The organism is Amycolatopsis sp. NPDC006131 (assembly GCF_040614175.1).
GTDB lineage: Bacteria > Actinomycetota > Actinomycetes > Mycobacteriales > Pseudonocardiaceae > Amycolatopsis_E > Amycolatopsis_E tucumanensis.
Window position 1 is genome coordinate 37,814 of sequence record NZ_JBEXTX010000038.1, and the last position, 24,675, is coordinate 62,488.

The window sequence follows — 24,675 nt, forward strand, 5'->3', positions numbered from 1 at the left end:
GGCCGGCGGCGCACCGCTCGGCACGCCGCGGTGGCGACCACGGGATCCTGGCGGCGGGGCAAGCAGTGCGACGCCGGATCGCGGGGCGCTGCCGCTCGTCGGTGGTCGGCGCCCACTCTGCCGAGCGCTGCGACTAGCGCCTGTTTCGATGTACTGACCTGCGTAGTTTCTGGTCGGCGTTGTGGGTACGGCGTGCCTTGGATCAAATAGTCGAGGTCTCCGGTAGACCGATCAACGACCAAGCTGATCAAGAACACCGGAGACCTCGTGCCCAGCCTAGCGGCGACGGGACGAGCCGATCTGACCGATGCGCAGTGGGCAATCCTGGAACCGCTGCTGCCCGTCGGCAAGAAGCCCGGCCGCCCGCCACTGTGGAGTAAAAACGTCAACTTCTGGACGGCATCCGCTGGCGGGTTCGTGTCGGTTCGCCGTGGCGTGACGTCCCACCTGTGTATGGCTGCTGGCAAACCGTCTATGGCTTGTTCCGGCAGTGGCAGCGCGCTGGTGTGTGGGCGCTGATCGTGCCGGCGTTGCAGACCCGGGCCGACGCCGCCGGGCTGATCACCTGGGAGGTGAGCGTGGATTCCACGATCAACCGGCCACACCAGCATGCCGCAGGCGCCCGCATCGACGGCGACCTGCAGAAAGAACCGCCAGGCGGTATCGGCGGGCCCGAACCGGCCGACCACGCGCTGGGCCGGTCGCGGGGAGGCTGGACGACCAAGCTGCACCTGGCCACCGAGCAAGGCCAGAAACCGTTGTCGTTGCTGGTGACCGCCGGTCAACGTGGTGATTCACCGCAGTTTGAGGCGGTGCTGGCCAGGGTCCGGGTCGCCCGGATTGGTGGTGGGCGAACCCGGACCCGGCCGGATCGTGTCCTGGCGGACAAGGCCTACAGTTCCCGCGCCAACCGGGCCTATCTGCGGCGGCGCGGGATCGCGTGCACGATTCCCCAGCCCTCTGATCAGGTCCGGCATAGCCGCAACCGCGGCCGGGCCGGTGGGCGGCCACCGGCATTCGACCCAGAGATCTACAAGCAACGGCACGCGGCCGAGTGCGGCATCAACCGCCTCAAACGCAACCGAGGCGTCGCCACACGGTTCGACAAACTCGCGGTTCGCTACGAGGCGACCGTGCACATCGCGGTGATCAACGAGTGGCTACGCCATTGAAACAGGCTCTAGTTCGCCGGGCGGAGCCAGCTCTCCGGCTCCAGGGTGTCCGGCTTCGGCATCTCGCGGCGGACATACGCCCGCGCCCAGCTCAGGTCGCCGCGCAGGGTCGCCGGCACCACGGGTGAGACCTCGCGGCGGGACAGGTGGTCGACGGTCGCGCGTACCCAGTTCATGATCTTTCCGACGTTGCGCGCCTGTGGTTGGTTCCCCACGGAACCGGTGGGGAGTCGGTCACGTCGTAGCAGCCAGGTGAGAGGAAGAGGATCCGGTGAACCGCGAGTTGACCACCCAGTCCGAGGCCGTGGAGGAGCGCCAGGCCGCCCGGCGACGCCAGGCCGCCCAGCAGGTCGTAACCGCCCAGGACGACTGGGGTCTGGTCGAGGTCGGGGTCGCCGGCAACGGGGAGGTCCTCGAAGTCGCGATCAACTCCGCCCTCTTCGAGCACGTGAAGCCGTCGGACCTGGCCGAGGCGATGCTGCAGGCCGCCCGCGCCGCTCAACGTCGCGCCCGCCAGCTGCACCGCTGACCGCCGCCGCCCGGGAGGGCGACGGCGGCCCCGGCGTCAGAGGATCGGGCGGTACCGGATGATCTGCGGGTCGTGGTCGCTCGCCTGCTCGGCGAACTCGGCGTTGATGTGCACCACGTCGTAGTCGACCCACCACAGCGCCCGCGAGGTCAGGATGTGGTCCAGCACCTGCGAGTTGCCCTCGTAGACGTAGCTGTACCGCTCGTCGGCGGGCAGCCGGTCGATCTGGTCGGTCAACGCGCCGCCCGCGGTGAGCGTCTTCAGCGCGGGCGAGAACTGGTAGTCGTTCAGGTCGCCGGCCACGATGACGTCCGCCCAGGGATCCGCCTTCAGCAGCTCCTCGACGAACCCGCGCAGCACCTGCGCCTGCTGCCCGCGCTGCACCTCCGAACTCCGCGTCGGCGGCTGGTACCGGCCGTGCGTCGGCTGGTCGCCGCCCTTCGAGTTGAAGTGGTTGGCGATCACGAACACCGTGTGGCCGTGGAAGACGAACTCCCCGGCCAGCGGCTTGCGGCTGTTCGCCCACGCCGGGTTGCCCGGGTCGACACGCCCCGGCGACACCGACAGGTGCGGCTTGCCGCGCTCCTTCACCACGGACACCGCGGTGGTCGCGTCGCCGCCCGGACGGTCCACGAAGGACACCCGGCGCGGGTTGAACAGGAACCCGACGCGGATGTTGCCGCCCGGCTCGCCGCCGTCGGTGAGGTCCTGCGGGTCGATCTGCCGCCACTCGTAACGCGGCCCGCCTGCGGCGGCGATCGCGTCGGTGAACCGCTTCAGCGTCTGGTCGGCGGCCACTACGCCGTCGCCCTCGCCCTCGGGGCCGTTGTTGTCCTGGATCTCCTCCAGCGTCACGATGTCCGGTGACGCCAGGTTCTCCACGACGCCGCGCGCCAGCTGGTCGAACTTGGCCTGGTCGTCCACGGCGGACAGGTTCTCGACGTTGTAGGTGGCCACGGCCAGCTCGCTCGGCGACTGCTTGCGCGTCACCTCGCGCTGGATGCCGCCGTCCTTGACCTCGCCCAGCGTGGTGGCCTGCAGCGTGTACCCGCCGAAGCTGTCGTACTCGACCGGGCCCGCGGTGAGGCCGGTCAGCGTGTCGCCGGTGTTCGCCTGCGGGAACGGGCGCTGCGCGAACGGGATCAGCGACTCGATCTTGAGGATGCCGGTGTTCGGGTTGTCGTAGCCGGTGTAGATCGTGCCGCCGCGGTCGGTCCGGTTCTCCCGCGGCTTGGTGGTCACGTACAGCTCGTAGTACTCGGTGGACGGCCCGACCACGCGGACGTCCTGCACGCTGACGACCTCGCCCTCGTGCGACTCCCAGAAGTCCAGCGAGTACTTCGCCGGCTCCAGCGGCAGGGCTTCGGTGTTGCCGCCGGCGTTCGGGGCGAGGGTGCCGGGCACGGTGGCCGGCGTGACCGCGGTCGCGGCCGGCAGCGGGTTGCCACTCGACTGGACGGTCCACTTCGGACCGGTGATCTCGGTGGTGGACTGGTAGATCGAGCCGGTCTGGCTGTCCGGGTAGTACTCGGTGACGGTGCCGGACACCGTGACCGCGTCGCCGACGGCCACCGCGGGCGTGGTCGAGCCGGTGAACACCAGCACGCCCTCGCTGGTGCGCGGGTCGGCGTCGGGCCGCGGATCGGTCATCCAGAACCCGCGCGCGGAGCCGAAGGTGCGCAGCGCGGTGACGACCCCGGTCACGTCGGTGACCTTCTTGCCTGCCAGGGGCGACAGCCGGGTCGTGCCCTGGATGTCGTGGATCTTGGCCGGCGTGCCGCCCGCGTCGCCGCCGGTGGTCTCGCCCTTGGTGTTGACCGGGGTCGGGGCGCCTGCCGCGAAGTCGGTGGAGTTGTTGTCGGTGTCGGTCAGCGTCGCGCGCGCGACCGACGTGGTGTTGCTCGGCGCGGGCGCCGGGCTGCCTTCGCGCACGGCCGCCGAGCCGTATCCGACGAGGTCGCGGACCCGCGGGTCGGCGGCGCAGTCGGCCGCGGTGAGGCAGGTGAGGGCAGTGGTGCCCTGGACGAGGGCGACCGTGCCGGACCCCGCGGCCATCGAGATCGATCCGGCGGCGTCGGCGGTGGGCAGCGAGACCGTGCCACCCGATCCGGTGGCCTCGGCTACCAGGTACCGGCCGCCCGCCGCGACGGAGCCGGTCAGCGTGGTCACCTGCCACCTGCTCGACGCGCTGGGCGAACCGGGCAGGTACTGCACGCTCCAGCCGTCCAGGGCGAAGCTGCCGCCCACCGTGGCGATCTCGATGAAGTCGCTGGTCAGCGTGGCGCCGCTGTTGCCACCACCGCCGTAGACCTCGGCGATCACGACGTCCGGGCTCGCCGCCGACGCCGGTGCGGCGGCGACGGTCGCGCCCGCCAGAGCAGCAGCGGCGAGCACGCCGATTCTTCGACTGGTCGTCACCCTGAGTCCCCTCGTCTGATCAACAGTCGAGGCATCTTCCCTCTATGAGGTGAGACGAAGGAAGACTCAGCGGCAACAACCGGTAACGGTTCGTCCGCCCGGCCTACGACCTACGGAGGGTGCCTCAGTGGTCGTTGACGTACGTGCTCCTGGTGGCGTAACCGGTGCTGACGCCCTTGTAGTAGAGCTCGATGAACGCACCCTCCGGCAGGTTGTAGGCACCGCCCTCGCTCGCCGAGTGCGTCACGCAGCTCCCGAAGCCGCCACTGGCGACGGCCTTGTAACGCCACCCGCCGTCAGCCCAGACGTTGACCTGCGCGCTGGAGCCGTTCGCCGCGCTGTCGCAGACGGAGATCCGGTCGCCGTACTCCTCGACGTAGACGGTGACGCCGGGGGCCGTGAAGGTGTGGTCCCAGCTGTCGCCCGGCGGGTCGGGCATGGCGGCCGCGGTGCCGGCCGGCACCAGCACGCCGGCGGCCGCGACAGCCGCCGCGGCGGACAGGGTGCGGACGTTGAGCAGTCTCATCGGGAACCCCCAGCAGAAGAAGTGACCAAGAGGGTGAACCTACGACCTGGCGCTGGCGGATCCCACGCACGCCGGCGGGCTGTTCCCGCAGGCGGGGAGCGGCCGGTACGGATCGTCTGCGGGCACTCCAGCGGGCGAACCGTGCCACCCGTCCGCGTGAGCGCGCTGCCGCCGGGGGCCGGGCGAGCCGAGACTGGGCTCCCCGACCATTCCGAAAGGCAAGCAGATGAGGCGGATGCTCGGCGTCCTCGCGGGCGCGCTCGCCGTCGCGGCGCTCGCCGCGCCGGCGCAGGCGGACAACGGTCACTTCGTCACCGGCAGCGCGGCCTGCAGCGACACCGGCGCCGGCTTCGAGTGCACCGGCGAGGTGGCCGGCCTCGGCGGCACGACCTTCGAGATCACCGCCAAGGCGACCGGCACCGCCCGGGTGGAGTGCGTCAACCCGGCCGGGCACCGGGTCACCGGGCAGGACACCGAGGTCGAAGTCACGGCTACCAGCGGGCGGCAGCAGACCCCGCACCACGGGCGGTCCGCCTTCCAGCTCACGAGCACAGCGGTGGGCGTCGGACCCGTGCCTGCCTGCCCGAACCCGATCTGGGCGGCGAAGGTCCTCGACGTCACCTTCGGCACCGCCACCCTGACCCTGTCCGCGAACGGCGCCGCCGCGGCCGAGACCACCGTCGAGGTGCGGTAGCGGAAACGACGAACGCCGGGCCTCCCTGGAGAGACCCGGCGTTCGATCCGGCGGTAGCGGTGGGATTTGAACCCACGGACGGGGTCAACCGTCACACGATTTCGAGTCGTGCTCCTTCGGCCGCTCGGACACGCTACCGCCGACTAGGTTACTAGACGCCCAAGAGCGGCTTGCAGGCACTCCTCACCTGGAGCGGAAGCGGCGCTGCGCGTCCCGCGCGGCGGTGGCCGCCCAGTCCGCCACCTCGGCCGTCGTCTCGCGCACGACACCGCGGATCCGCTCGGCACGACCGGCGCTCTGGTGGCGGCGGTTGCCGGTGAGGCGGCCGAACAGCTCCCGCGCCCCGCCCTTGGCCTGGCGGGACCGGCTCGTCATCCGGTTCTTCACGACGTTCATCGACCCTCCTTCGACGCGGTCGACTGAGGGCTACCCCGCCTCGCGCGGCGTCACACGTCCCGGTGACCGGTGAAGAACTCGGCGAGCAGCGCGGCGCACTCGGCCTCCAGGACCCCGCCGCGGACCTCCGGCCGGTGGTTGAGCCGCCGGTCGCGCACCACGTCCCACAGCGAACCGACCGCCCCGGTGCGCGGCTCCCACGCCCCGAACACGACCCGGGCCACGCGCGCGAGCACCAGCGCGCCGGCGCACATCGTGCACGGCTCGACCGTCACCGCGAGCGTGCAGCCGTCCAGCCGCCAGCCGTCGCCGAACTCGCGGGCAGCCTCCCGCAGCGCGATGACCTCGGCGTGCGCCGTCGGGTCGCCCAGCTCCTCGCGCGCGTTGTGGGCGCGGGCGAGCAGCCGGCCGTCGGGTGCGAACACGGCGGCGCCGATCGGCACGTCCGGGCCCGCCTCCCGCGCCGCGGCCAGCGCCACGGACACCAGGTCGGCGTCGGACACGTCAGATCTCGTCGAGCAGCGCGGTGAACTCGCCGCCGAACCCGCAGCGCTGCGCGATCATCTGCAGCTGCTCGTCCGGGTAGAGGTCGACCTCGCCCGCGATCACCTCGAGCTCGGGCCCGGGCAGGCCGACGTCGGCGAGGATGTCGAGGTCGCCCTCCGGCCAGATGGAGTCGTCCTCCTCGTCCGGCGGATCGACCCGCAGCACGTCGAGCACGTCGGCGGCGATGTCGTAGTCCAGCGCCGCCGCCGCGTCCGAGAGCAGCAGGGATGGTCCGCGCGGGCTCGGCCGCACGATCACGAAGAACTCGTCGTCCACCGCGAGCAGGCCGAACACGGCCCCCGTGGACCGCAACTTGGCCAGCTCGGTGATGGCGGCGTCCAACCCCGTGAGTGCGCCGGCGTCGAGCGCGCTGCAGCGCCACTTGCCGTCCTCCCGGACCACGGCCACCGCGAATCCCGCAACCGGCTCCTTCACCGACATAGCGCACACCGTATACCTGGACGGATCATCGGTGCAGTCGCTCTGCGAGGATCGGAAGATGACGGGACCCACGGAGTTGCCCCCTTTGCCGGACACCCGGCTCGCCGCGTTGCTCTCCGAGGCCGAGGCTCTGCAACCGGCCACCGTCGCGCTGCGCCGGGAGATCCACCGGAGGCCGGAGCAGGGCCTCCACCTGCCGCACACGCAGGCCGCGGTCCGGCGGGCGCTGGAGGGCCTCCCGCTGGAGATCGTCGAGGGGAAGTCGACCTCCGCGCTGACCGCTGTGCTGCGCGGCGCGCAGGACGGGCCCGCGGTGCTGCTGCGCGGGGACATGGACGCGCTGCCGCTGCAGGAGGACACCGGGCTGGAGTTCGCCTCCGAAGTGGACGGGACCATGCACGCGTGCGGCCACGACGGCCACACCGCGATGCTCGCCTCAGCCGCGCGGCTGCTCGCGGCCCACCGGCACGAGCTGGCCGGGTCGGTCGTGTTCATGTTCCAGCCGGGCGAGGAGGGCTACCACGGCGCGCGGCACATGATCCACGAAGGCGTGCTGGACGCCGCCGGGTCCCGAGCCGAGAAGGCCTTCGGCATCCACCTGCTGTCCCACGTCGAGTCCGGGCTGATCACCACGCGGCCCGGTCCGCTGATGGCGTCGAACGACACGTTCACGGTCCAGGTCACCGGCAAGGGCGGGCACGGGTCCAGCCCGCACAACGCGATCGACCCGGTGCCGGCGGCCGCGGCGATGGTCGGCGCGCTGCAGACGATGGTGACGCGGCGGGTCAGCGTGTTCGACCCGGCGGTGGTGTCGGTGACCCGCATCCAGGCCGGCACGACGACCAACATCATCCCGGAGACCGCGGAGCTCGCCGGCACGATCCGCACGCTGTCCGAGTCCACCCGCGCGCTGGTGAAGGCCGAGCTGCCGAAGGTGTGCGAAGCGGTCGGCGAGGCGCACGGCTGCCGCGTGCTGGTCGACATCGAGCCCGGCTACCCGGTCACCGTGAACGACCCGGACCAGGCGCTGCGGGTGCTGGACCTCGCCCAGCGCGTGCTCGGCCGCGCGGAGCTGATGCCCGACCCGATCATGGGCGCCGAGGACTTCTCCTACGTGCTGCAGCGGGTTCCGGGCGCGTTCGCGTTCCTCGGCGCGTGCCCGCCGGACGTGGATCCGGCACAGGCGCCGACCAACCACTCCAACCGGGTGCGCCACCACGAAGGCGCTTTCCCGGCGGGAGTCGCGATGTACGCGGCCTTCGCGCTCGACGCCCTGGCAGGATGACGCCCCGTGCGAGACGTATGCGTGATCGGGCTCGGGTTGATCGGCGGCTCGGTGCTGCGCGCGGCCGCCGCGGTGGGGCGCGAGGTGTGGGGCGCCACGACCTCGGCGGCCGACGCCGAGGCGGCGGCCGCTGACGGGTTCGACGCCTCGACCGACGTGGCAGCCGCGCTGCGGCGGGCCGCCGACCGGGACGCGCTGGTGGTGCTGGCCGTACCGCTGACCGCCGTCGAGGAGGTGCTGCGGACGGTCGACGAGTGCGCGCCGTCGTGCCTGCTCACCGACGTGACCAGCGTGAAGACGGGGGTGCTGACCGCCGCGCGGGCGTTCGCGCCGAACGCCCGGTACGTCGGCGGGCACCCGATGGCGGGCACCGCCGAGTCCGGATGGCGGGCAGGCAACGCGGCGCTGTTCGACGGCGCGGCGTGGGTGGTGTGCGTCGAGGACGACACCGATCTCGGCGCGTGGGCCGAGGTGGCCCGGCTGGCGATCGACCTCGGCTCGCACGTGGTTCCGCTGACCGCGGCCACGCACGACGAGGCGGTCGCCCGGATCTCCCACCTGCCGCACCTGCTGGCCGCGGTGCTCGCGGCCGTGGGGGCGGACGGCGGGCCGGTCGCGATGGCGCTGGCCGCAGGCTCCTACACCGACGGCACCCGCGTGGCCGCCACCCGGCCGGCGCTGGTGCGCGCGATGACCGAGGGCAACCGCGAAGCGCTGCTGCCGGTGATCGACGAGGCCCTCGGCCGGCTGGGCGCCCTGCGCGGGTCGCTGGCCTCGACCGGCGGCCTCGCCGTCAGCATCGACTCGGGTCACCAGGGCGCGCAAGCGCTTGCGGCCGCCAGGCAGGCCACACTGTCGGGTGTCCGCGTCGCGCTGGGCGCGCCGGACGCCCGGGACGGCCTGCGTGCGCTCGGCGAGCGCGGCGGCCGCATCACCTCCCTCACCGAGGACACCGCCATCGGCGAGGTGCCGTAACAGTTACGGCTGGCTGGTCGGCCCCGTGGGTCCGGTCGGTCCGCTCTGGGGTCCGGTCTCGGGTCCACCCTGTGGTCCGGTCTGGGGGCCGGCCGGTCCGGGGCCGCCCTGCGGACCGGGCTCGCCGTGCCCGCCGCCGGACTGCTTGTGCAGGAAGTCCTTCGCCTTCGACGTGACGTTGTCGATCTTGCTGGAGTGCTGGCCGAACTTCGACTTGGCGAAGCCGCTCGCCTTGTCCAGGCCTTGTTCGATCTTGCCGGCGTTGTGGCCGAGCGCCTCTTGCGCCTTTTTCTTGATCTCGTTGAAGTCGATGCCCATGAACCCATGAAACCCCAAGGTCAGGCCCCCCGCATCCGGTAAGCCCCTGGTTTACTGCTCGGTAACCCCTACCCGAGCGGAAAGGTCACCGATGCCCGCCAGGACGTTCTCCTTCGAGGTCACCCGCACCAGCAGCGCCCCGCCCGCGACCCTCTTCCGGCTGGAGACCGACGGCGCCCGCTGGTCCGACTGGGCGAAACCGCTCATCGTCGTGTCCCGCTGGGACCGGTGGGCCGATCCGGCAGGCGGGGTGGGCGCCATCCGGGCCGTCGGGGCGTGGCCGCTGCTCATGCGTGAGGAGACGCTCGAGTACGAGCAGGACCGCCGCCACGTCTACACCTTCGCCGAGCCCGCCCCGGTGCGCGGCTACCGCGGCGAAGTGACCTTCGAGCCGAACGGCACCGGCACGCGGCTGACCTGGCGCGGCTCGTTCCAGGAGAAAATCCCCGGCACCGGGCCGGTCGTGCGCGTCGCGCTCGCGGGGGCGATCAAGTTCCTGTCCGCGAAGCTGGTCAAGGCCGCCGAGCGTTAACCGGCGCCGAGGCAGAGGAACGGGCGGCGCAGCGGATCGGCGGCGGTCGCGTGCGCCAGCGCCAGCGCCGGGGAGATCCCCGACGCGAGCCGCTGGTGCAGGTCGGTCATCGCCTCCGCCGCCGCCCGGTCGCCGACCCGCGCGATCGCCCCGACGATCGTGCGGGACCCGCTCGCCAGCAGCGCGCCGGCGAACCCCAGCGCCTCCTCGCCTGGCCGGATGTGGCTCATCGCCAGCTCGCACGTGGCCAGCACCACCCGGTCCGGCGGGCGCCGCAGCCGCGCGGTTTCGTGCGCGAACAGCGGCCCGTCGACGAGTTCCAGCCGCGAGAACAACGCGTTCGCCGGTTCGTGCGCGCCGTGGGCGACCAGGTGCGCCAGGCCCGACCCGTCGAGCGCTTCCAGCACCGCGGAACTGGTCGCTGCCGGGCCGTCGACCAGCGTCGCCGTCGGGTAGACCGCGCGCAGCTGCCGCACCTCGCCGATCGCGCCCGGCACGTCCGGCCCGCCGACCAGCACCACCGGGTCGATCAGCTCGCGGCGCATCGCGGTCACCCACGCGGTCGCCGACGGCGCGATCGACAGCGGACGGCCACGCAGCGACGGCAGGGCCGGCCACGGCAGCGCGTACAGCGGCCCGGTCGGCACGATCACCAGCTCGCGGTCGCCGATCGCGTCCGCGAGCGGCCGCACGACCCGCTCGTCGAGCAGGCGGGCACGCTTCTCCGCGGACACCGTGACGGCCGCGACCAGTGGCGACGGCAGGTGGTCCGGAGCCAGCGCGTTCAGGTCGGCGTGCAGCTGCTTGGTGATCTCCACGACCTCGTCCAGCCCGCCCAGCCGCACCAGCCGGAACCGGCCGTCCCGCACGACCACCGCGGACAGCTCGCCGTCCTGGCCGATCAGGCTGACCAGCACGCGGTCGCCCAGCTCGGCGGCCACCTCCTCGGGTGAGCTGACCGGACGCGGCCTGCCCCACGGGCTGGTGTACCAGCCGAGACGGCCCGCCTCCCGCTGCAGCCGGGCGTACCGCTGCTCCAGCGCCGCCACCGGCCTGCCGTCGAGGCGGTTCTGCTGCGCGAGCCGCTGCACCTGCCGCATCTCGGTGATGAGCCGGGCCAGCACCGGGTCGTCGATCGCGGGCAGCGGCTCGTACCGGTAGACCTGCGCCCGCGTCCGCTCCTGCCAGGCGAACAGCCTGCGCGCGCCGGCGTGGCCGCGGGTCGTGCCGAGCACCAGCCCGACCGCGAGACGGCCCAGCTCCTGGCCGTGCACCGCGGTCCCGCACACCAGGTCCAGCCCGCCCATCCGGTCGCGCACCCGGCTCAGCTCGGCGAAGCCGCTGCGCGCCTGCGCCAGCGCCGCACGCGGACGGCCGGTCGCCACGGCGAGTTCGGCCCGGCACAGCCGCAGCAGCATGACGTGGTCGATCGGCGTGGTGCGGCGCGGCCGCGGCACCCGCGCGAGCAGCTCCTCGGCCGCACCGACGTCCCCACGGCGGAGCAGCAGCCGCACCGCGAGCAGCCGGGCGACCGCCGCCTCGTCGCGCAGCCCCAGCTCCGCGAGGCGGTCGGCGTGCCCGGTGAGCCCCCTGACCAGCCGCGACGGCGGGCGTCGCGTGCCGCCGAGGACCTCGGTGGCGTCGGCACGCAGCCGGGTCAGCGCGGCGACCGCGGCCCAGCGTTCGTTGCCGCGCCGGAGAAACCGCCGCCGCGCGAGCTCGGCCAGCTCACGGGCCCGGCCGTGGTCGTTGTCGAGGATCGCGGCCGCGGCGCGGGCGACCTCGGCCTCGGCGATGTCCTGCACGTTGCGGGTCGAATACAGCTCGGGCAGGACCTCGTCGAGGTGCCGCGCCGCGTCCTCGGCGAGACCGGCGACGAGCAGCGCTCTGGCCTGGTCGACGCGCAGCCGGGCGAGCCAGCCGGGAGCGGCGTCCTCGTAGATCCGCGCGGCCTGCTCGTAGTGCCGCAACGCGCCGGGGATGTCGCCGAGGAGCTGCCCCTGCTCGCCCAGCAGGTGCCGGACCTTGCCCTCCAGCCGGGTCAGGCCGTGCTCGGTGGCCAGTTCGAGGCAGCGCCGCAGGTCCGCCAGCGCCGCCGCGGGCCGCTGCAGCTCGACGTTGATGTTGGCGCGGTTCATCAGGTTGCGGGTCAACGACAGCGCATTGTCGTCGGCCTCGCTTTCCAGCACCGGCAGGATCTCGTCGAACAGCGCCAGTGCTTCGGACAGCCGGCCGATCCGGCCGAGCACCAGCGCGCGCTGGGCGCCGACCAGCGCACGCAGGACCCGCTGGGGCGGCCCGGACGGCAGCCGATCGGTCAGCCGCAGGGCGTCGTCGAGGTGGCGCAGACCGGCCGCCGCCGAACCGGTCTCGGCCTCGGACATCGCGAGGCCGAGCAGGACCCGCGCCCGCAGCGTGATCCACTCGACGTCGTCCGGCCCGTCCGCGAGCACCCGCAACGCGCGGTTGAACAGCCGCACCGCCTCCACGTTGCGGAAGTTGCCCGCGGCGTCCGCGGCCCGCCCGCGCAGCTCCGATGCCCGGCCCAGCGCACGCCGGGACTCACGCTGAGCTGACACGTGGTCTATCTGAGCACATGCGGGGGCCGGGGCGAGCAGCCGGTCAGAGGACGACCGCGGGCGTGACGACGGTGCGGCGGCTGCTGGCCCCGCCGACCGAGATCACGATCTGCGTGGTCCCGCGCGGCACGTCGTCGAGCACGAACCGGCCGCCCTCGTCGGCCACCGTCGACGACGAGCCGTGTTCGGCCACCCGCACCTCGACCCCGTGCGCGGCCGCGGGCACCAGCCAGCCGTCGATCCGATGGCAGTGCCCGACCCTGGTCAGGTTGATCATCACGGTGAGGTCGCTGACCGTGAACGTGATCGTGCCCTCGTCGGTGATGCTGCGGACGCCGGCCAGCGCCGGGTCGGCCCGCTCCCACTGGGCGATCTCGAAGTCGAGGTTCTCCAGTTCGAGGGCGAACTGCACGCGCTCGACCAGGCCGTCCGGGGGCGGGTCGACGGCGGCCAGCACCCGGCCCAGATCGGCCAGCAGGTCTTCGTCGCCGGGGTGCGCCCCACCCCCTGGCAGATTGTCGTTCATGCGCTGCCCCCTTCGATGTCCAGCAGTTCGCGCATCGTCTTCAGGCAGCGGCCGCGGTTGGGTCCGATGCTGCCGCGCGGCATCTGCAGCGCTTCGGCGACGAGCCGGTACTCGGCGCGACCGGCGAGCACGGTGAGCCGCAGCAGTTCCTGGCACCGCTGCGGAAGCCTGCGGAAGGCGCGCCAGAGCCGCTGGTCGCGCTCGGTGCGCAGCACCTCGGCCTCGGGCGCGGGCTCGGTGCTCGCCACGGTCTCGGCCAGTTCGTCGGTCAACGGCACCGGCGGCGGTTTCCGCCCCCGCACGCGCTGCGATTCGTGCCGGGCCGTGACGACCAGCCAGCCGGCCAGCGCCTTCGGCTCCCGCAGCCGGTCGAGGTGGCTGACCAGCGCCAGCCACACGGTCTGCACCACGTCCTCAGCCGAGTGGCTGTCCAGCCCCTGGCCGCGCGCCACGTTCCACACCAGCGGGGTCAGCTCGGCGACCAGCCGGTTCAGCGCGCGTTTGTCCCCCGCCCGCGCCGCCGCCAGGCACGCCTCGAACAGCTCCGGTCCGCGGAGTCCCTCCCAGGACGGATCCGCCTCGGCGGTCCTCGCTTCCGTCACCGCGTTCGCCCCCACTTCGCGTGGTTCTCCTCGGGTCAGCGCTAGGCAGTATCTCCGGCTCCGTCACCGTGCAGAGCACGAAGGCGGACGCCAGATACACAACATCACTCGTTCGGAGCAGTCACGGCGAGCACGAACGTGACGGAGCGGCGCGGCTCCACCTCCCACGGCCGCGCCAGCTCCGCCCGGAGCAGGTGCCGGCCGGGCTCGACGACGTCGAGCGCCAGCCGGCGCACACCCCCCTCGCCCGGTGGCCCCTCCCCGTGGGCCACCCCCCTGGACCGGACGTGCTCGTCCGCCACCACGCGGACCGCGTCCGGCAACCGCCAGCGCCACCGGTAACCCGACGCGCGGATCTCCGGCAGGCGCAGCTCCACCGTGTCCCCCACGTGGAGCCGCGCCGTCTCCCCCGAATCCGCCTGCGCGAGCCGGATCTGTGCCACTGGAAGCTCCCCAGGGTGGCGGTGGCCGGCGGCCCCCTCGGCTGCCGGCCACCGCCGGTCTGTGTGCCGTCGTCAGACCAGGATCTGGTCGATCTGCCCGGCGGCGTTCTCGTGGAAGGACACCGGCAGCCCGTGGTTGCGGGCCAGCAGTGCCAGCGTCGTCAGGGAGCTGCGCCCGTCCGCGGTGGCGGCGAGCCGCTTCCAGCCCAGGCCCGCGATGTCCACCCAGACGCCCGGGTTGGCGCTCGTCGACCACAGCCGCGCGACCTGCCGGCCGTGCACCCAGACGCCCTGCGCCTGCGGCGCCGGGTGGGCCGGCTGGGCCGGCGTGCCGTTGCCGTTCGGCGGGGTGTTCGGGTCGTACACACCGCTCGGCGGCGGGGTGTTCGGGTCATAAACCCCCGTCGGCGGCGGCGTGTTCGGGTCGTAAACACCCGTCGGCGGCGGCGTGTTCGGGTCATAAACACCCGTCGGCGGCGGGGTGTTCGGGTCGTACACGCCCGTGGGCGGCGGCGTGTTCGGGTCGTAAACCCCCGTCGGCGGCGGGGTGTTCGGGTCGTAGACCCCGGCCGGGCCGTCGGAGCCGGACGTCTCCCTGGTCAGTTCGGCGAGTTCGGCGTTCGGGTCGTCCTGCGGGCCGGTGTCCGGCGTCTCGCTCTTGCTCGTGGTCATGCTTCGCTCCCCATCAGTAGGTGGTGGCAACCTCGGTCAGCACGCCCTGGTCGAGGAACGGGCTGACGGGATGCCCGCCCGCCCGAGCCTCGGCGAGCAGCGCGAGCTGGCGGCTCACGCCCGCGGCGTCCCCCGCGAGCCGGACCCAGCCCAGCTGCTCCAGGCACACCCATTCACCGGCACCGGCCGAGAACAGGCGCAGCGCGCGCTGCGGCGGTAGCCACGCGCGCAGGGTGACCCCGGTGCAGCCGAGGGTCGTCGGCCGCGGTTCCGGGTAGTCCTCGATGAAGGCCTCGCCGTAGGCGATCCGGAAGAACCCGCCCTCGCCCCAGTCGGTGCCCCAGGAGTTCTTGCCGATCCAGCAGTTCTGCTCGTCGTCCCAGCCGATGAGCGCGACGCAGTGCCCGCCGTTGCTCTCCGTCGTGGTGGCGCGGTAGATGCCGCCGGTGTAGTGGAAGAAGTCGTCGTAGATCACCATGCACGCGGTGACCGGGCCGTAGCCGTAGATGTGGTGCTTGATCGCGGCCGGGTCCTGGGTGAGGTCGACGACGCCCTCCGCGCGCGCGACGCGGTTCACCCAGTTCGGGTGCAGCGAGCCGGTGCCCTCGTCCGAGTAGGGCCAGTAGTCCTCGAAGGTAACGCCCTTGGACGCGCAGTCCCCCATCAGGTCGTCCGGCCAGGACCCGGTGTCACCCGGCTTGCGGTGTGCCGGCGCGAACCCGAAGAACAGGTGCGCCTCCGACAGGTCGAGTCGCATGCCGGTGTTGCGGCGCGTGTACGCGGCGGTCCCCTCGAGCGCCGCGATGGTGCCGAACGCGCTGCAGGACCCCGATTCCCCCTGGTCCTTCACCGGCGTGACGTAGCTGCGGCCGCACACGTCGCGGAGGTCGAACTTGGCCGGCAGCGTGCTGCCCGGCGCGTGCAGCGCGGTGCAGGGCTGGCCGGCGGCCCCGAGCGCGACCTCGAGCATCCGCCCCGGCAACTCGGCCCGGGCTTCCACTTCGGCCGCGCTCGGGGCCGGCACCCCCAGTCGCACCCTGCGCGACTCGCCCGCCAGCCGGCTGAGCACCGTCTCCCCCGCCTGCCACGGATCCCCCATCGTGGCAAGGGAATCGCGCACGGCGCGGATTTCCTCGGCGAAAGGCCGGGGAGAGCTCATGCGTTCCTCCAGTCGGTGTGCAACCAGCCAACGCCCCTATGACGCGGGGAGGCCCTCGCCAGATACACAGCGACAGAAGTTTTTCCAAAGCACCTGGTCGGCGGCGGCCGGTTTCACCCGATCAGCCCAATGCGACGGCCTCCGCCAGCTTGTCCGCCCACAGCCGGTAGCCGGCCGGCCCGGGGTGGAACCCGTCCGCCGCGAACAGCTCCGGGTCGACCACCTCCCGCGGCACCGGGCAGTGGGTGACCCCCGGCAGTTCCGCGAGCGTCGCCGCCGCCGCGTCCAGCGCCTCACCCCGCAGGCCGAGCACGAGGCGCAACGGCTGCGGCAGCGACGGGAACGCGGCGAGCGGCGGGACGCCGGCGAGCAGCACCGGGACCGGCCCGAGCGCCCGCCGCGCCGTCACCACCAGTTCCAGCAGGTCGCGCCGGTAGCGGGCGGGTGAGCGCATCTCGATGGTGTCGTTCACCCCGAGCGCCACCACGACCAGGTCCGCCCGTTCCCGGCACGCCTCGCCGAGCAGCTCCGTCCGGACGGTGCGCGCGTTGGCGCCCGTCCGCCCGGCCACGCGCCAGTCGATCCCGCGCCCCAGCCTGCGGGCCAGCGCCGCGGCCAGCTGCCCGGTCAGCGCCTCCTCGTGCGTCTCCGCGCCGACGCCATCCACAGTGGACTCGCCGATCACCAGCAACCGCAACGGGCCCGGCCCGGGCACCGAGCCTCGCAGCGGTCCGGACGCGCCCGGCAGCCGCGGTGTCGTCCGGCGCACGTGCAGGCCCTGGGCGACCAGCACCGGGGCGAGTCCGACGGTGGCAGCGAGAGTCAGGGCAGCACGTGAAGTTGACACCCGTTCACATTAGCCCTTGGCTATCGACACGGCCATCCTCGCCAGCTCCGGATCCGCGGCCGCGCGCAGCACGTAGTCGGCCAGGTCCGCGCGGGAGATGCTGAAGCTGCCGCGCACGTTTCCCCTGGTCTCGCTCGCGATGCGGCCGGTGTGACGGCCGTCGTTGAGCTTCGGCGGGCGCACGATCGTCCAGTCGAGCCCGGACTCGATCACCCGGCGCTCCATCTCGCCCATGTCGGCGTACCCCTCGCGCAACATGCGGATCAGCAGCGGCTTGACCACCAGCCGCGTGAACCACCCGTCCCCCTCGCGGTGCATGCCGCTGTTGCTCACCACGACCAGCCGCCGCACGCCGGCCGCGGCCATGGCGGTCATGATGGCGCTCGTCCCGTCCCGGCAGATCACGCTCGGCCCCCGGTCGCGCGGCCCCAGCGCGGAGAGCACGGCCTCGCGGCCGGTGATGGCGGGCACCAGCGAATCCGCGTCGAACACGTCCGCGGTCACGACCTCCAGCCGCGCCTGCGCCGGCACGTCCAGCCGCGCCGGATCACGCACCACCGCCGTCACCTGGTGACCCGCGGCGAGCGCCTGCCGCACGACCTCCACACCCGTCCCGCCGGTCGCGCCGAACACCGTCAGCTTCATGCTTCCTCCCTGGTTAGTGTTCACTCACCTGCTATGGTGGGTGAGCACTCACTAACCGTCAAGCGAGCACTGAGAGAACGCTGAGGACGCATGGGAACTCGGGAGAAGATCCTGGCCGCGGCCGCGGAGGTGATGCGCGAGCAGGGCTACGCGCGCGCCACCACCAAGGAGATCGCCCGCGCCGCCGGGTTTTCGGAAGCGGCGCTGTACAAGCACTTCGCGGACAAGACCGAGATCTTCCTCGGCGTGATGACCTCGCAGCTACCCGGGCTGAACGCGGTGCTCGGCGACCTCACGCCCGGACGTCACACGGTGCGCGGCAACCTGATCCGGATCACCAGCACGGCGATCGACTTCTACACCGAGAGCTTCCCGATCGGCGCTTCCCTGTTCTCCTCGCGGGAACTGCTGGCGGCCCACCGCGCCGCGATACATGAGCACGGCGCCGGGCCGCGCACCCCCGTGACCCGGCTGGCGAACTACCTCCGCGCGGAACGGGAACTGGGCCGCCTGCCGTCCACATCGGACCCCGACGCGATCGCGACGCTGTTGCTGGGCGCCGCCTTCCAGCAAGGGTTCCTGCGGCACTGGGACACCGAGGCCGGGGACCCGACGACGCTGGCGCGCAAGCTCGTCAAGGCCGTCCTGCCCTAGCGGCTCGCCCGCTCCTTCTCCCAGCGCTCGAACAGCAGCGGCAGCTCCTTGATGATGAACGACAGGAAGTCACGCATGTCGGCGAGCCGCCTGCCGGCCGCGCTGTCCGCCCCCACCGCGTCGATGCCCTCCTCGGCGGCGTCCCGCCACATCTCCACGAAGCGGTCGCGCTTGCGCATGCTGGCGTACCACATGTCGTCGAGCACGCGGAAGTGGTCGCGCCGCGAGCCGGGCTCCCGCTCCCGCTCGACCAGACCCAGCTGCTCCAGGTAGCGCACCGCCCCGGACACGGCCGCCGGGCTGACCTGCAGGTTCTCCGACAGCTCCGCCGCGGTCAGGCGGCTGTCCTCGGTGACCACGAGCGCGGCGAACACGCGCGCGGCCATGCGCTGGATGCCGAGCTGGTTCAGCACGAGAGCCAGCCGCTCGACGTACCGGCGCACCGCCTCTTCGTCCCGCATGCGGATCATCCTTCCTCACCCGTCCAGCGCTTCAGCCAATCTATACGTTTTCCTAACTTCACAAGTTTATGAAATGACTGTAGCTTCGCCGCATGGACAACGCCATCTCCATCGAGGGCCTGCACAAGTCGTTCGGCGCGACCAAGGCCCTCGACGACCTGAACCTGCAGGTCAAGACCGGAGAAGTGCACGGCTTCCTGGGCCCGAACGGGGCCGGGAAGTCGACCACCATCCGCGTCCTGCTCGGTCTGCTGCGCGCGGACCGGGGCACCGTCCGCCTGCTCGGCGGCGACCCCTGGCGCGACGCCGCGAGCCTGCACCACCGGCTCGCCTACGTGCCCGGAGACGTCAACCTCTGGCCCAACCTGTCCGGCGGCGAGGTCATCGACCTGCTCGGACGGCTGCGCGGCGGGCTCGACAAGCACCGTCGCGACGAGCTGATCGAGCGGTTCGACCTCGATCCGAAGAAGAAGGGCCGCACCTACTCCAAGGGCAACCGGCAGAAGGTCGCGATCGTCGCGGCCCTGTCCTCCGACGTCGAGCTGCTGATCCTCGACGAACCGACCTCCGGCCTCGACCCGCTGATGGAGGCCACCTTCCAGTACGCGATCCAGGAGGAGCGCGACAAGGGCCGCACGGTGCTGCTGTCCAGCCACATCCTCGCCGAGGTCGAGGCGCTGTGCGACCGGGTCAGCATCATCCGCAACGGGCACGCGGTCGAGACCGGCACGCTGAGCGAACTGCGGCACCTCACCCGCACGTCGATCGTGGCGGAGCTCGCCGGCCACCCGAACGGGCTCGGCTCGCTGGCCGAGGTGCATGACCTCAAGGTCGACGGCAACCGGGTCCGCTTCGACGTCGAGACCCAGTCGCTGGACCAGGTGCTGCGCAAGCTGACCGAGGTCGGCGTGCGCAGCCTGACCAGCCAGCCACCGACGCTGGAGGAGCTGTTCCTGCGCCACTACACCACCGAAGCGAGCACACGGTGACCGCGCTGGTGGGCACCCGTCACCTGGTGCGTCTCGCGCTGCGGCGGGACTGGGTGGTGCTGCCGCTCTGGGCGCTGGTGATCGGCGTGTTGCCGGCGAGCAGCGCCGGCGCCTACGACCAGCTGTACCCGGACGCGGCCAGCCGGGCGTCGCTGACGACGGGGATGAGCGCGAACCCGTCGATCACCCTGCTCTACGGGCCGCCGTTCGACCTGTCCACCGCGGGCGGGTTCACGGCATGGCGCTTCGGCGTGTTCCTGCCCCTGTTCGCGGCGCTGGCCTGCATCTTCACGGTCACGCGGCACACCCGCCAGGAGGAGGACACCGGGCGGCAGGAGCTGCTGTCGTCGACCGTGACCGGGCGCTACGCCGCCTTGACGGCCGCGTTGATCACCGCCGCCATCGGCGCGGCGGGGACCGGGCTGCTGGTGGCGCTCGGCCTGATCGGCGCGGGGCTGCCCGCGGGCGGGTCGGTGGCGTTCGGGCTCGGGACCACGCTGACCGGGCTGCTGTTCGCCGCGGTCGCCGCCATCGCCGCCCAGCTCGCCGAGTACTCGCGCACCGCCAACGGCATCGCCTCCGCGGTGCTCGGGGTCTCGTTCCTGCTGCGCGCGGTCGGCGACTCGGCGACGGACATCTCGTGGCTGTCCTGGCTGTCGCCGCTCGGGTGGTCGACGCAGATCCGGCCGTTCGCCGGGGACCGGTGGGCCGTCGCGCTGCTGCTGGTCGCGGTGGCCGTCGTGCTGGGGGCGGTGGCCTACCGGCTGCTGCCGCGGCGGGACGTCGGGATGGGCATCTTCCCGGCTCGTCCCGGCCCGCCGGTGGCGGCGCCCGGGCTGCGGTCGCCGTTCGCGCTGGCCTGGCGGCTGCACCGGGGCGTGCTGATCGGCTGGACCGTCGGCTTCGCGGTGCTGGGGGCCATGTTCGGCTCGCTGGCCGCAGGCATCGGCGACGTCGTCGGCGAGAGCGCGCAGGCCCAGCAGATGCTCGAGCGGCTGGGCGGCGCGCAGAACCTGATCGACACGTTCCTCGCCGCGATCGCCGGCATCTTCGGGATGGTGGCCTCGATGTACGCGGTGCAGGCGACCCTGCGGATGCGCGCGGAGGAGACCGCGCTGCGGCTGGAGCCGCTGCTGGTGACCCGCGTGCGCCGGTTGCAGTGGGCCGGCAGTCATCTGGTGTTCTCGCTGCTGGGGACGGCTCTGCTGCTGGTCGTGTCGGGCCTGTTCGCGGGGCTGCTGCACGGGTTGCGCGTCGGTGACGTGGGCGGCCAGGTGCCCGCGGTGCTCGGCGCGACGGTCGCGCAGGTGCCCGCGGTGTGGGTGGTCGTCGGGATCGCCGTGGTGGTGTTCGGGTTCGCGCCGAAGTTCGCGACGGCGGCGTGGGGGGTGGCGGCGGCGTTCCTCCTGCTGTCGTTGTTCGGGCCGGTCGTGCAGGCGCCGCAGGTGTTGCTCGACGTCTCGCCGTTCACGCACGTGCCGAAGCTGCCGAGCGCGGACTTCGTGGTCGCGCCGTTCGCGTGGCTGCTCGGGATCGCAGTGGTCGCGCTTGCCACGGGTCTGGCACGTTTTCAGCGGCGCGACATCGGGTAGTACCGCCTCGTTCGAGTGGCAGAACCCGGACCTGTCGGGGGGTCCGGGCTCTGCCACTCCGTTTTTGTCGGTACCCCTAGCTAACGTTGTTCAGGTCGCGGGAGCGAGGGGGGAACATGCGATGGGGGTTGTTGCGGCACGGGGATTTCCGGCGCCTGTGGCTCGCGGACGCGCTGAGCCAGTTCGGCGACCGGATCAACCTGCTCGCGGTGCCGTTGCTGGCGGCGATCACGCTGCACGCCACGGCGTTCCAGCTGTCCGTGCTGCGGACGCTGGAGACGCTCGCGTACCTGCTGCTGGCGTTGCAGGTCGGCGCGTGGACGGACCGCATGCGCAAGCGGCGCGTGCTGGTGGCGGCCGATCTCGGGCGGGCGGTCGCGTTCGGCTCGGTGCCGGTCGCCGCGGCGTTCGGCGCGCTCACCATGCCGCAGCTGTACGCGGTGGTGGCGGTGGCCGGGGTGCTGTCGGTGTTCTTCGAGGTGGCGCACCGGACGTACCTGCCGAGCCTGGTCGCGCGCTCGCAGCTGGTGGAGGGCAACGCGCGGTTGCAGGCCAACGTCTCGGTCGCGGCGGTGTCCGCGCCGGGCCTGTCGGGGTGGCTGGTGCAGCTCTTCGGCGGGGCGACGGCGGTCGGCGTGAACGCGGTGAGCTTCCTGTGGTCCGCGGTCTGGCTGCGGCGGATCCGCGCGCCGGACCGGGTGCCGCCGGCGCGGGCTCGGGCGCCGCTGCGGCACGAGATCGCCGACGGGCTCCGGTTCGTCTTCCGGCACCCGGTGCTACGCGCGATCGGAGCGCACGACGTGTGCGTCAGCGTTTGTCAGCAGTTCCAGATCACGGTGGCGGCGCTGTTCCTGCTGCGCGAGGTGCACCTGTCGCCGGGCGTGATCGGGCTGCTGCAGGCGGGCGGGCTCACCGGAGCGGTGCTCGGCTCGGCCGTCGCGCGCGGGCTCGGCAGGCGGTTCGGCGAGGCGCGGCTGATGTGGAGCAGCGCCCTGGTGTGGGGCGCGGGGTACCTGATGATCCCGTTGACCACGCCCGGCTGGGGTCTCGCGTGGTATCCCGTCGGCAACTTCCTGACCGGCGTGAGCATCGTGGTGCTCAACGTGCACCAGCTCAGCTACCGGCAGGCGGTGACGCCCGAGCGGTTGCAGGGCCGGGTGGCGGCCACCTCCTCGTTCCTGTACTTCGCGCCGGGGCCGATCGGGAGCGTGCTCGCCGGCGTGCTGGCGAGCGTGGTCGGGCTGCGCGGCACGTTGTGGCTGGCGGGGGCCGGGGTGGCGGCTTCGGCGCTGTGGCTGGTCTGCTCGCCGTTGCGCCGGATGCGACGGTTGCCGGAGGCATACGAGGAGGAGCGCACGGGTAGTCACGCCACATGACCCTCGATGGAGCACCGCGTCAGATCTTCCTCGCCGGTCAGTGGCGTGACGCCGCGGACGGCAGCCGCTTCGGCGTGCAGGACCCGGGGACCGGGCAGCAGCTCTGCGAGGTCTCCGACGCGCAGGACGCCGACGTCGGCGAAGCCATCGAGGCGGCCGTCGCGAAGCAGGAGGAGTGGGCCGCGACGCCGCCGCGGGAGCGGGGCGAGATCCTGCGCCGCGCGTGGCAGCTGATGACCGACCGCGCCGACGAGCTGGCCCGGCTCATGACGCTGGAGATGGGCAAGAGCCTGGAGGAGTCGAAAGCCGAAGTCACCTACGCCGCGGAGTTCTTCCGGTGGTTCTCGGAGGAGGCCGTGCGCATCGACGGGCGGTACGCGCGCAGCCCGGCCGGTGGCGGTCGCGTGCTGGTGTCGAAGCACCCGGTGGGTCCGTGCATCCTGGTCACGCCGTGGAACTTCCCGCTGGCGATGGGCACCCGCAAGATCGGGCCCGCCATCGCCGCGGGCTGCACCATGATCGTCAAGCCGGCGCAGCTGACGCCGCTGTCGATGCTGAACCTCGCCGGGCTGCTGAAGGAGGCCGGGCTGCCGGACGGCGTGCTGAGCGTGCTGCCGAGCACGTCGGCGAGCCGGGTGGTGAACCCGGCGCTGGCCGACCCGCGGATCCGGAAGCTGTCCTTCACCGGGTCCACCGAGGTCGGGCGCAAGCTGGTCGAGCAGTGCGCGCCGAACCTGCAGCGGATGTCGATGGAACTGGGCGGCAACGCGCCGTTCCTGATGTTCGAGGACGCGGACCTGGACGCGGCCGTCAAGGGCGCGGTCACCGCGAAGATGCGCAACAACGGGGAATCGTGCGTCGCGGCGAACCGGTTCCACGTGCACTCGTCCGTGGCCGGGGAGTTCACGCGGCAGCTGACCGAGGCGATGTCGTCGCTGAAGGTCGGGCACGGCACCGAGGACGGCGTGAAGGTCGGGCCGCTGGTCAGCGCCGAGCAGCGGGACAAGGTCGTCGAGCTCGTCGAGGACGCGTTGTCGCGCGGCGCGCACGCGACCACCGGCGGCAAGGCGCTGGACGGCGACGGCTTCTTCTACGCGCCGACCGTGCTCACCGACGTCCCGCCGGACGCGCGCATCCTGCGCGAGGAGGTGTTCGGGCCGGTCGCGCCGGTGACCACGTTCGAGGACGAGGACGAGGCCGTCCGGCTCGCCAACGACACCGAGTTCGGGCTGGTGGCGTACGTGTTCACGCGGGACCTCGACCGCGCGATCCGCGTCGGGGAACGGATGGCGACCGGGATGGTCGGGCTCAACACCGGGCTGGTGTCGAACGCGTCGGCGCCCTTCGGCGGTGTCAAGGCGTCCGGGTTCGGCCGCGAGGGCGGCGCCGAGGGCATCGAGGAGTACCTCGACGTGAAGTACATGGCCCTGTCGCTCAGCGGGACTCCGTAGCGATCCGCACCCCGAGTCCGATGAGGACTGTCGCGGTGAGACGGTCCAGCCACCGTCGCACCGCGTCCCGCAACAGGAACCGGCGCGCCTGGGCCGCCAGCAGCAGCACGGCGCTCATCCACAGCCAGCCGATCGACACGTGGATGAGGACGAGCAGGGCGCCCCAGGCCGCCTGCCCGGGCCCGGCGGGCAGGAACTGCGGCAGCAGGCTCAGGTAGAACACGCCGACCTTCGGGTTGAGCAGGTTGGTCACCAGCCCGGCGCGCAGCGCGCCGCGCGCCGGTTCGACGCTGATCTCCGGGGCGGGCTGGTGGCGACGGAAGCTCTTCCACAGCGCGGACGCGCCGAGCCAGATCAGGTAGGCCGCGCCGACGACGCGAACCCCGTCGTAGGCGATGCGGGAGGCCGTCAGCAGCGCGGTGAGGCCCGCGATGCTCGCCGTGCCCCAGACCAGGCAGCCGAGGTTGATCCCGGTCAGCGCCCGGAAGCCGGCCCGCCGCCCGCCGAGGAGCGTGTGGCGCAGCATCAGCATGGTGTCGAGCCCGGGCGTCATGACACCGGCCAACGCGACGAGAACGTAGGCGAACAGGGCGGAAGCCGACATGCCGCCACTACAGCACAACACTCGCGGCCGGCCCACCCCTTTCGGCCGGCGCCCCCTCCGGTCCCGCTCTCTCCGGCCCGGCTCTCTCCGGCCCCGTTCTCGCCGGCCCCGCTCCCGCCGGCCCCGCTCCCGCCGGCCCCGCTCCCGCCGGCCCCGCTCCCGCCGGCCCCGCTCCCGCCGGCCCCGCTCCCGCCGGCCCCCCCCTCGGCCCCGGCACTCCCTGCCCCCGCCCCTCCCCGCCAC

At 72.7% G+C, this 24,675-nt stretch carries 27 protein-coding genes, 1 tRNA gene and 1 pseudogene; 11 read left to right on the top strand and 18 right to left on the bottom strand.

The window, feature by feature from the left end:
• The first annotated feature begins 267 nt into the window (after nt 1–267).
• Nucleotides 268–1,172, top strand: a pseudogene (locus ABZ215_RS20755) (IS5 family transposase).
• 8 nt (nt 1,173–1,180) lie between these two features.
• Here ABZ215_RS20755 and ABZ215_RS20760 read toward each other — a convergent pair.
• Nucleotides 1,181–1,348: a hypothetical protein gene (locus ABZ215_RS20760; RefSeq protein WP_237338389.1), complete on the bottom strand. Its 168-nt coding sequence runs from the start codon at nt 1,346–1,348 to the stop codon at nt 1,181–1,183.
• A 95-nt stretch (nt 1,349–1,443) separates the two neighbouring features.
• On the opposite strand from ABZ215_RS20760, the gene ABZ215_RS20765 reads away from it, so the two are divergent.
• On the top strand, nt 1,444–1,701 hold the full coding sequence (locus ABZ215_RS20765; RefSeq protein WP_020419486.1) for a YbaB/EbfC family nucleoid-associated protein: 258 nt from the start codon (nt 1,444–1,446) through the stop codon (nt 1,699–1,701).
• A 36-nt stretch (nt 1,702–1,737) separates the two neighbouring features.
• Here the strand turns inward: ABZ215_RS20765 and ABZ215_RS20770 are convergent, their stop codons facing one another.
• Together ABZ215_RS20770 and ABZ215_RS20775 are read right to left on the bottom strand one after the other, a co-directional pair.
• Entirely contained in the window at nt 1,738–4,119 is a 2,382-nt protein-coding gene (locus tag ABZ215_RS20770; RefSeq protein WP_354950869.1) for an endonuclease/exonuclease/phosphatase family protein, read from the bottom strand.
• A gap of 124 nt (nt 4,120–4,243) precedes the next feature.
• On the bottom strand, nt 4,244–4,645 hold the full coding sequence (locus tag ABZ215_RS20775; protein WP_020419484.1) for a hypothetical protein: 402 nt from the start codon (nt 4,643–4,645) through the stop codon (nt 4,244–4,246).
• Between the two features lie 226 nt (nt 4,646–4,871).
• On the opposite strand from ABZ215_RS20775, the gene ABZ215_RS20780 reads away from it, so the two are divergent.
• Nucleotides 4,872–5,339, top strand: a complete 468-nt coding sequence (locus ABZ215_RS20780; protein ID WP_354709153.1) for a hypothetical protein — start codon at nt 4,872–4,874, stop codon at nt 5,337–5,339.
• Nucleotides 5,340–5,390: 51 nt separating this feature from the next.
• Here the strand turns inward: ABZ215_RS20780 and ABZ215_RS20785 are convergent.
• The 4 genes from ABZ215_RS20785 to ABZ215_RS20800 form a co-directional block, all read right to left on the bottom strand.
• A tRNA-Ser gene (locus ABZ215_RS20785) sits at nt 5,391–5,477 on the bottom strand.
• A gap of 45 nt (nt 5,478–5,522) precedes the next feature.
• Nucleotides 5,523–5,735, bottom strand: coding sequence for a CsbD family protein (locus ABZ215_RS20790; RefSeq protein WP_354950871.1), 213 nt, complete (start codon nt 5,733–5,735; stop codon nt 5,523–5,525).
• A 50-nt stretch (nt 5,736–5,785) separates the two neighbouring features.
• Nucleotides 5,786–6,238, bottom strand: coding sequence for a nucleoside deaminase (locus ABZ215_RS20795; protein WP_027932877.1), 453 nt, complete (start codon nt 6,236–6,238; stop codon nt 5,786–5,788).
• Between the two features lies 1 nt (nt 6,239).
• Nucleotides 6,240–6,722, bottom strand: coding sequence for a tRNA adenosine deaminase-associated protein (locus tag ABZ215_RS20800; RefSeq protein ID WP_020419480.1), 483 nt, complete (start codon nt 6,720–6,722; stop codon nt 6,240–6,242).
• Nucleotides 6,723–6,780: 58 nt separating this feature from the next.
• Between ABZ215_RS20800 and ABZ215_RS20805 the strand changes: the two genes are divergently transcribed.
• Both ABZ215_RS20805 and ABZ215_RS20810 read left to right on the top strand, forming a co-directional pair.
• Nucleotides 6,781–8,007, top strand: coding sequence for a M20 family metallopeptidase (locus ABZ215_RS20805; RefSeq protein ID WP_354950873.1), 1,227 nt, complete (start codon nt 6,781–6,783; stop codon nt 8,005–8,007).
• Nucleotides 8,008–8,028: 21 nt separating this feature from the next.
• Nucleotides 8,029–8,982 carry a prephenate dehydrogenase gene (locus tag ABZ215_RS20810; RefSeq protein ID WP_354950904.1) on the top strand — a complete coding sequence of 318 codons (954 nt, stop codon included), beginning with the start codon at nt 8,029–8,031 and terminating at the stop codon, nt 8,980–8,982.
• A 3-nt stretch (nt 8,983–8,985) separates the two neighbouring features.
• On the opposite strand, the gene ABZ215_RS20815 is transcribed toward ABZ215_RS20810, so the two are convergent.
• On the bottom strand, nt 8,986–9,300 hold the full coding sequence (locus tag ABZ215_RS20815; protein WP_354950875.1) for an antitoxin: 315 nt from the start codon (nt 9,298–9,300) through the stop codon (nt 8,986–8,988).
• A 91-nt stretch (nt 9,301–9,391) separates the two neighbouring features.
• Between ABZ215_RS20815 and ABZ215_RS20820 the strand changes: the two genes are divergently transcribed.
• A complete protein-coding gene (locus ABZ215_RS20820; RefSeq protein ID WP_354950877.1) occupies nt 9,392–9,832 on the top strand; it encodes an SRPBCC family protein in 441 nt (146 codons plus the stop codon).
• Here ABZ215_RS20820 and ABZ215_RS20825 read toward each other — a convergent pair.
• From ABZ215_RS20825 to ABZ215_RS20860, 8 genes are all read right to left on the bottom strand, one after another.
• Nucleotides 9,829–12,411: a CHAT domain-containing tetratricopeptide repeat protein gene (locus ABZ215_RS20825; protein WP_354950879.1), complete on the bottom strand. Its 2,583-nt coding sequence runs from the start codon at nt 12,409–12,411 to the stop codon at nt 9,829–9,831. The genes ABZ215_RS20820 and ABZ215_RS20825 overlap by 4 nt on opposite strands.
• A 43-nt stretch (nt 12,412–12,454) precedes the next feature.
• Complete coding sequence (locus ABZ215_RS20830) at nt 12,455–12,937, bottom strand: hypothetical protein (RefSeq protein WP_020419474.1); 483 nt, start codon at nt 12,935–12,937, stop codon at nt 12,455–12,457.
• Nucleotides 12,934–13,539 (bottom strand): sigma-70 family RNA polymerase sigma factor, encoded by a 606-nt coding sequence (locus ABZ215_RS20835; RefSeq protein ID WP_026153712.1) that lies wholly within the window; start codon nt 13,537–13,539, stop codon nt 12,934–12,936. Before ABZ215_RS20835 ends, ABZ215_RS20830 begins: the two co-directional genes overlap by 4 nt.
• A 104-nt stretch (nt 13,540–13,643) precedes the next feature.
• Nucleotides 13,644–13,982: a protease inhibitor I42 family protein gene (locus ABZ215_RS20840; RefSeq protein WP_354950882.1), complete on the bottom strand. Its 339-nt coding sequence runs from the start codon at nt 13,980–13,982 to the stop codon at nt 13,644–13,646.
• 72 nt (nt 13,983–14,054) lie between these two features.
• Nucleotides 14,055–14,654: a hypothetical protein gene (locus ABZ215_RS20845; protein WP_354950884.1), complete on the bottom strand. Its 600-nt coding sequence runs from the start codon at nt 14,652–14,654 to the stop codon at nt 14,055–14,057.
• Between the two features lie 13 nt (nt 14,655–14,667).
• The gene (locus ABZ215_RS20850; RefSeq protein ID WP_354950906.1) at nt 14,668–15,753 is read right to left on the bottom strand and encodes a C1 family peptidase; all 1,086 of its coding nucleotides are present in this window, start codon (nt 15,751–15,753) and stop codon (nt 14,668–14,670) included.
• Between the two features lie 181 nt (nt 15,754–15,934).
• Nucleotides 15,935–16,660: an SGNH/GDSL hydrolase family protein gene (locus ABZ215_RS20855; protein WP_354950886.1), complete on the bottom strand. Its 726-nt coding sequence runs from the start codon at nt 16,658–16,660 to the stop codon at nt 15,935–15,937.
• A 9-nt stretch (nt 16,661–16,669) separates the two neighbouring features.
• Nucleotides 16,670–17,305, bottom strand: a complete 636-nt coding sequence (locus ABZ215_RS20860) for an NAD(P)-binding oxidoreductase (protein WP_354950888.1) — start codon at nt 17,303–17,305, stop codon at nt 16,670–16,672.
• A gap of 90 nt (nt 17,306–17,395) precedes the next feature.
• Between ABZ215_RS20860 and ABZ215_RS20865 the strand changes: the two genes are divergently transcribed.
• Nucleotides 17,396–17,959 carry a TetR/AcrR family transcriptional regulator gene (locus tag ABZ215_RS20865; protein ID WP_354950890.1) on the top strand — a complete coding sequence of 188 codons (564 nt, stop codon included), beginning with the start codon at nt 17,396–17,398 and terminating at the stop codon, nt 17,957–17,959.
• On the opposite strand, the gene ABZ215_RS20870 is transcribed toward ABZ215_RS20865, so the two are convergent.
• Nucleotides 17,956–18,420 carry a MarR family transcriptional regulator gene (locus ABZ215_RS20870; RefSeq protein ID WP_354950892.1) on the bottom strand — a complete coding sequence of 155 codons (465 nt, stop codon included), beginning with the start codon at nt 18,418–18,420 and terminating at the stop codon, nt 17,956–17,958. The genes ABZ215_RS20865 and ABZ215_RS20870 overlap by 4 nt on opposite strands.
• A gap of 92 nt (nt 18,421–18,512) precedes the next feature.
• On the opposite strand from ABZ215_RS20870, the gene ABZ215_RS20875 reads away from it, so the two are divergent.
• From ABZ215_RS20875 to ABZ215_RS20890, 4 genes are all read left to right on the top strand, one after another.
• The gene (locus ABZ215_RS20875) at nt 18,513–19,409 is read left to right on the top strand and encodes an ABC transporter ATP-binding protein (RefSeq protein WP_354950894.1); all 897 of its coding nucleotides are present in this window, start codon (nt 18,513–18,515) and stop codon (nt 19,407–19,409) included.
• Nucleotides 19,406–21,001: an ABC transporter permease gene (locus ABZ215_RS20880; RefSeq protein ID WP_354950896.1), complete on the top strand. Its 1,596-nt coding sequence runs from the start codon at nt 19,406–19,408 to the stop codon at nt 20,999–21,001. The genes ABZ215_RS20875 and ABZ215_RS20880 overlap by 4 nt, the downstream gene beginning before the upstream one ends.
• A gap of 116 nt (nt 21,002–21,117) precedes the next feature.
• Complete coding sequence (locus ABZ215_RS20885; RefSeq protein ID WP_354950898.1) at nt 21,118–22,377, top strand: MFS transporter; 1,260 nt, start codon at nt 21,118–21,120, stop codon at nt 22,375–22,377.
• Entirely contained in the window at nt 22,374–23,828 is a 1,455-nt protein-coding gene (locus ABZ215_RS20890) for an NAD-dependent succinate-semialdehyde dehydrogenase (protein WP_354950900.1), read from the top strand. Before ABZ215_RS20885 ends, ABZ215_RS20890 begins: the two co-directional genes overlap by 4 nt.
• On the opposite strand, the gene ABZ215_RS20895 is transcribed toward ABZ215_RS20890, so the two are convergent.
• Nucleotides 23,812–24,432, bottom strand: coding sequence for a LysE family translocator (locus ABZ215_RS20895; protein ID WP_354950902.1), 621 nt, complete (start codon nt 24,430–24,432; stop codon nt 23,812–23,814). The genes ABZ215_RS20890 and ABZ215_RS20895 overlap by 17 nt on opposite strands.
• Between the last annotated feature and the right edge of the window lie 243 nt (nt 24,433–24,675).

Coding starts and splice junctions, on each gene's coding strand:
- ABZ215_RS20800 (WP_020419480.1), bottom strand. CDS start 6,722: ATGTCGGTGAAGGAGCCGGTTGCGGGATTCGCGGTGGCCGTGGTCCGG.
- ABZ215_RS20830 (WP_020419474.1), bottom strand. CDS start 12,937: ATGAACGACAATCTGCCAGGGGGTGGGGCGCACCCCGGCGACGAAGAC.
- ABZ215_RS20860 (WP_354950888.1), bottom strand. CDS start 17,305: ATGAAGCTGACGGTGTTCGGCGCGACCGGCGGGACGGGTGTGGAGGTC.
- ABZ215_RS20815 (WP_354950875.1), bottom strand. CDS start 9,300: ATGGGCATCGACTTCAACGAGATCAAGAAAAAGGCGCAAGAGGCGCTC.
- ABZ215_RS20775 (WP_020419484.1), bottom strand. CDS start 4,645: ATGAGACTGCTCAACGTCCGCACCCTGTCCGCCGCGGCGGCTGTCGCG.
- ABZ215_RS20875 (WP_354950894.1), top strand. CDS start 18,513: ATGGACAACGCCATCTCCATCGAGGGCCTGCACAAGTCGTTCGGCGCG.
- ABZ215_RS20865 (WP_354950890.1), top strand. CDS start 17,396: ATGGGAACTCGGGAGAAGATCCTGGCCGCGGCCGCGGAGGTGATGCGC.
- ABZ215_RS20850 (WP_354950906.1), bottom strand. CDS start 15,753: ATGGGGGATCCGTGGCAGGCGGGGGAGACGGTGCTCAGCCGGCTGGCG.
- ABZ215_RS20870 (WP_354950892.1), bottom strand. CDS start 18,420: ATGCGGGACGAAGAGGCGGTGCGCCGGTACGTCGAGCGGCTGGCTCTC.
- ABZ215_RS20805 (WP_354950873.1), top strand. CDS start 6,781: ATGACGGGACCCACGGAGTTGCCCCCTTTGCCGGACACCCGGCTCGCC.
- ABZ215_RS20790 (WP_354950871.1), bottom strand. CDS start 5,735: ATGAACGTCGTGAAGAACCGGATGACGAGCCGGTCCCGCCAGGCCAAG.
- ABZ215_RS20820 (WP_354950877.1), top strand. CDS start 9,392: ATGCCCGCCAGGACGTTCTCCTTCGAGGTCACCCGCACCAGCAGCGCC.
- ABZ215_RS20890 (WP_354950900.1), top strand. CDS start 22,374: ATGACCCTCGATGGAGCACCGCGTCAGATCTTCCTCGCCGGTCAGTGG.
- ABZ215_RS20885 (WP_354950898.1), top strand. CDS start 21,118: ATGCGATGGGGGTTGTTGCGGCACGGGGATTTCCGGCGCCTGTGGCTC.
- ABZ215_RS20780 (WP_354709153.1), top strand. CDS start 4,872: ATGAGGCGGATGCTCGGCGTCCTCGCGGGCGCGCTCGCCGTCGCGGCG.
- ABZ215_RS20760 (WP_237338389.1), bottom strand. CDS start 1,348: ATGAACTGGGTACGCGCGACCGTCGACCACCTGTCCCGCCGCGAGGTC.
- ABZ215_RS20845 (WP_354950884.1), bottom strand. CDS start 14,654: ATGACCACGAGCAAGAGCGAGACGCCGGACACCGGCCCGCAGGACGAC.
- ABZ215_RS20895 (WP_354950902.1), bottom strand. CDS start 24,432: ATGTCGGCTTCCGCCCTGTTCGCCTACGTTCTCGTCGCGTTGGCCGGT.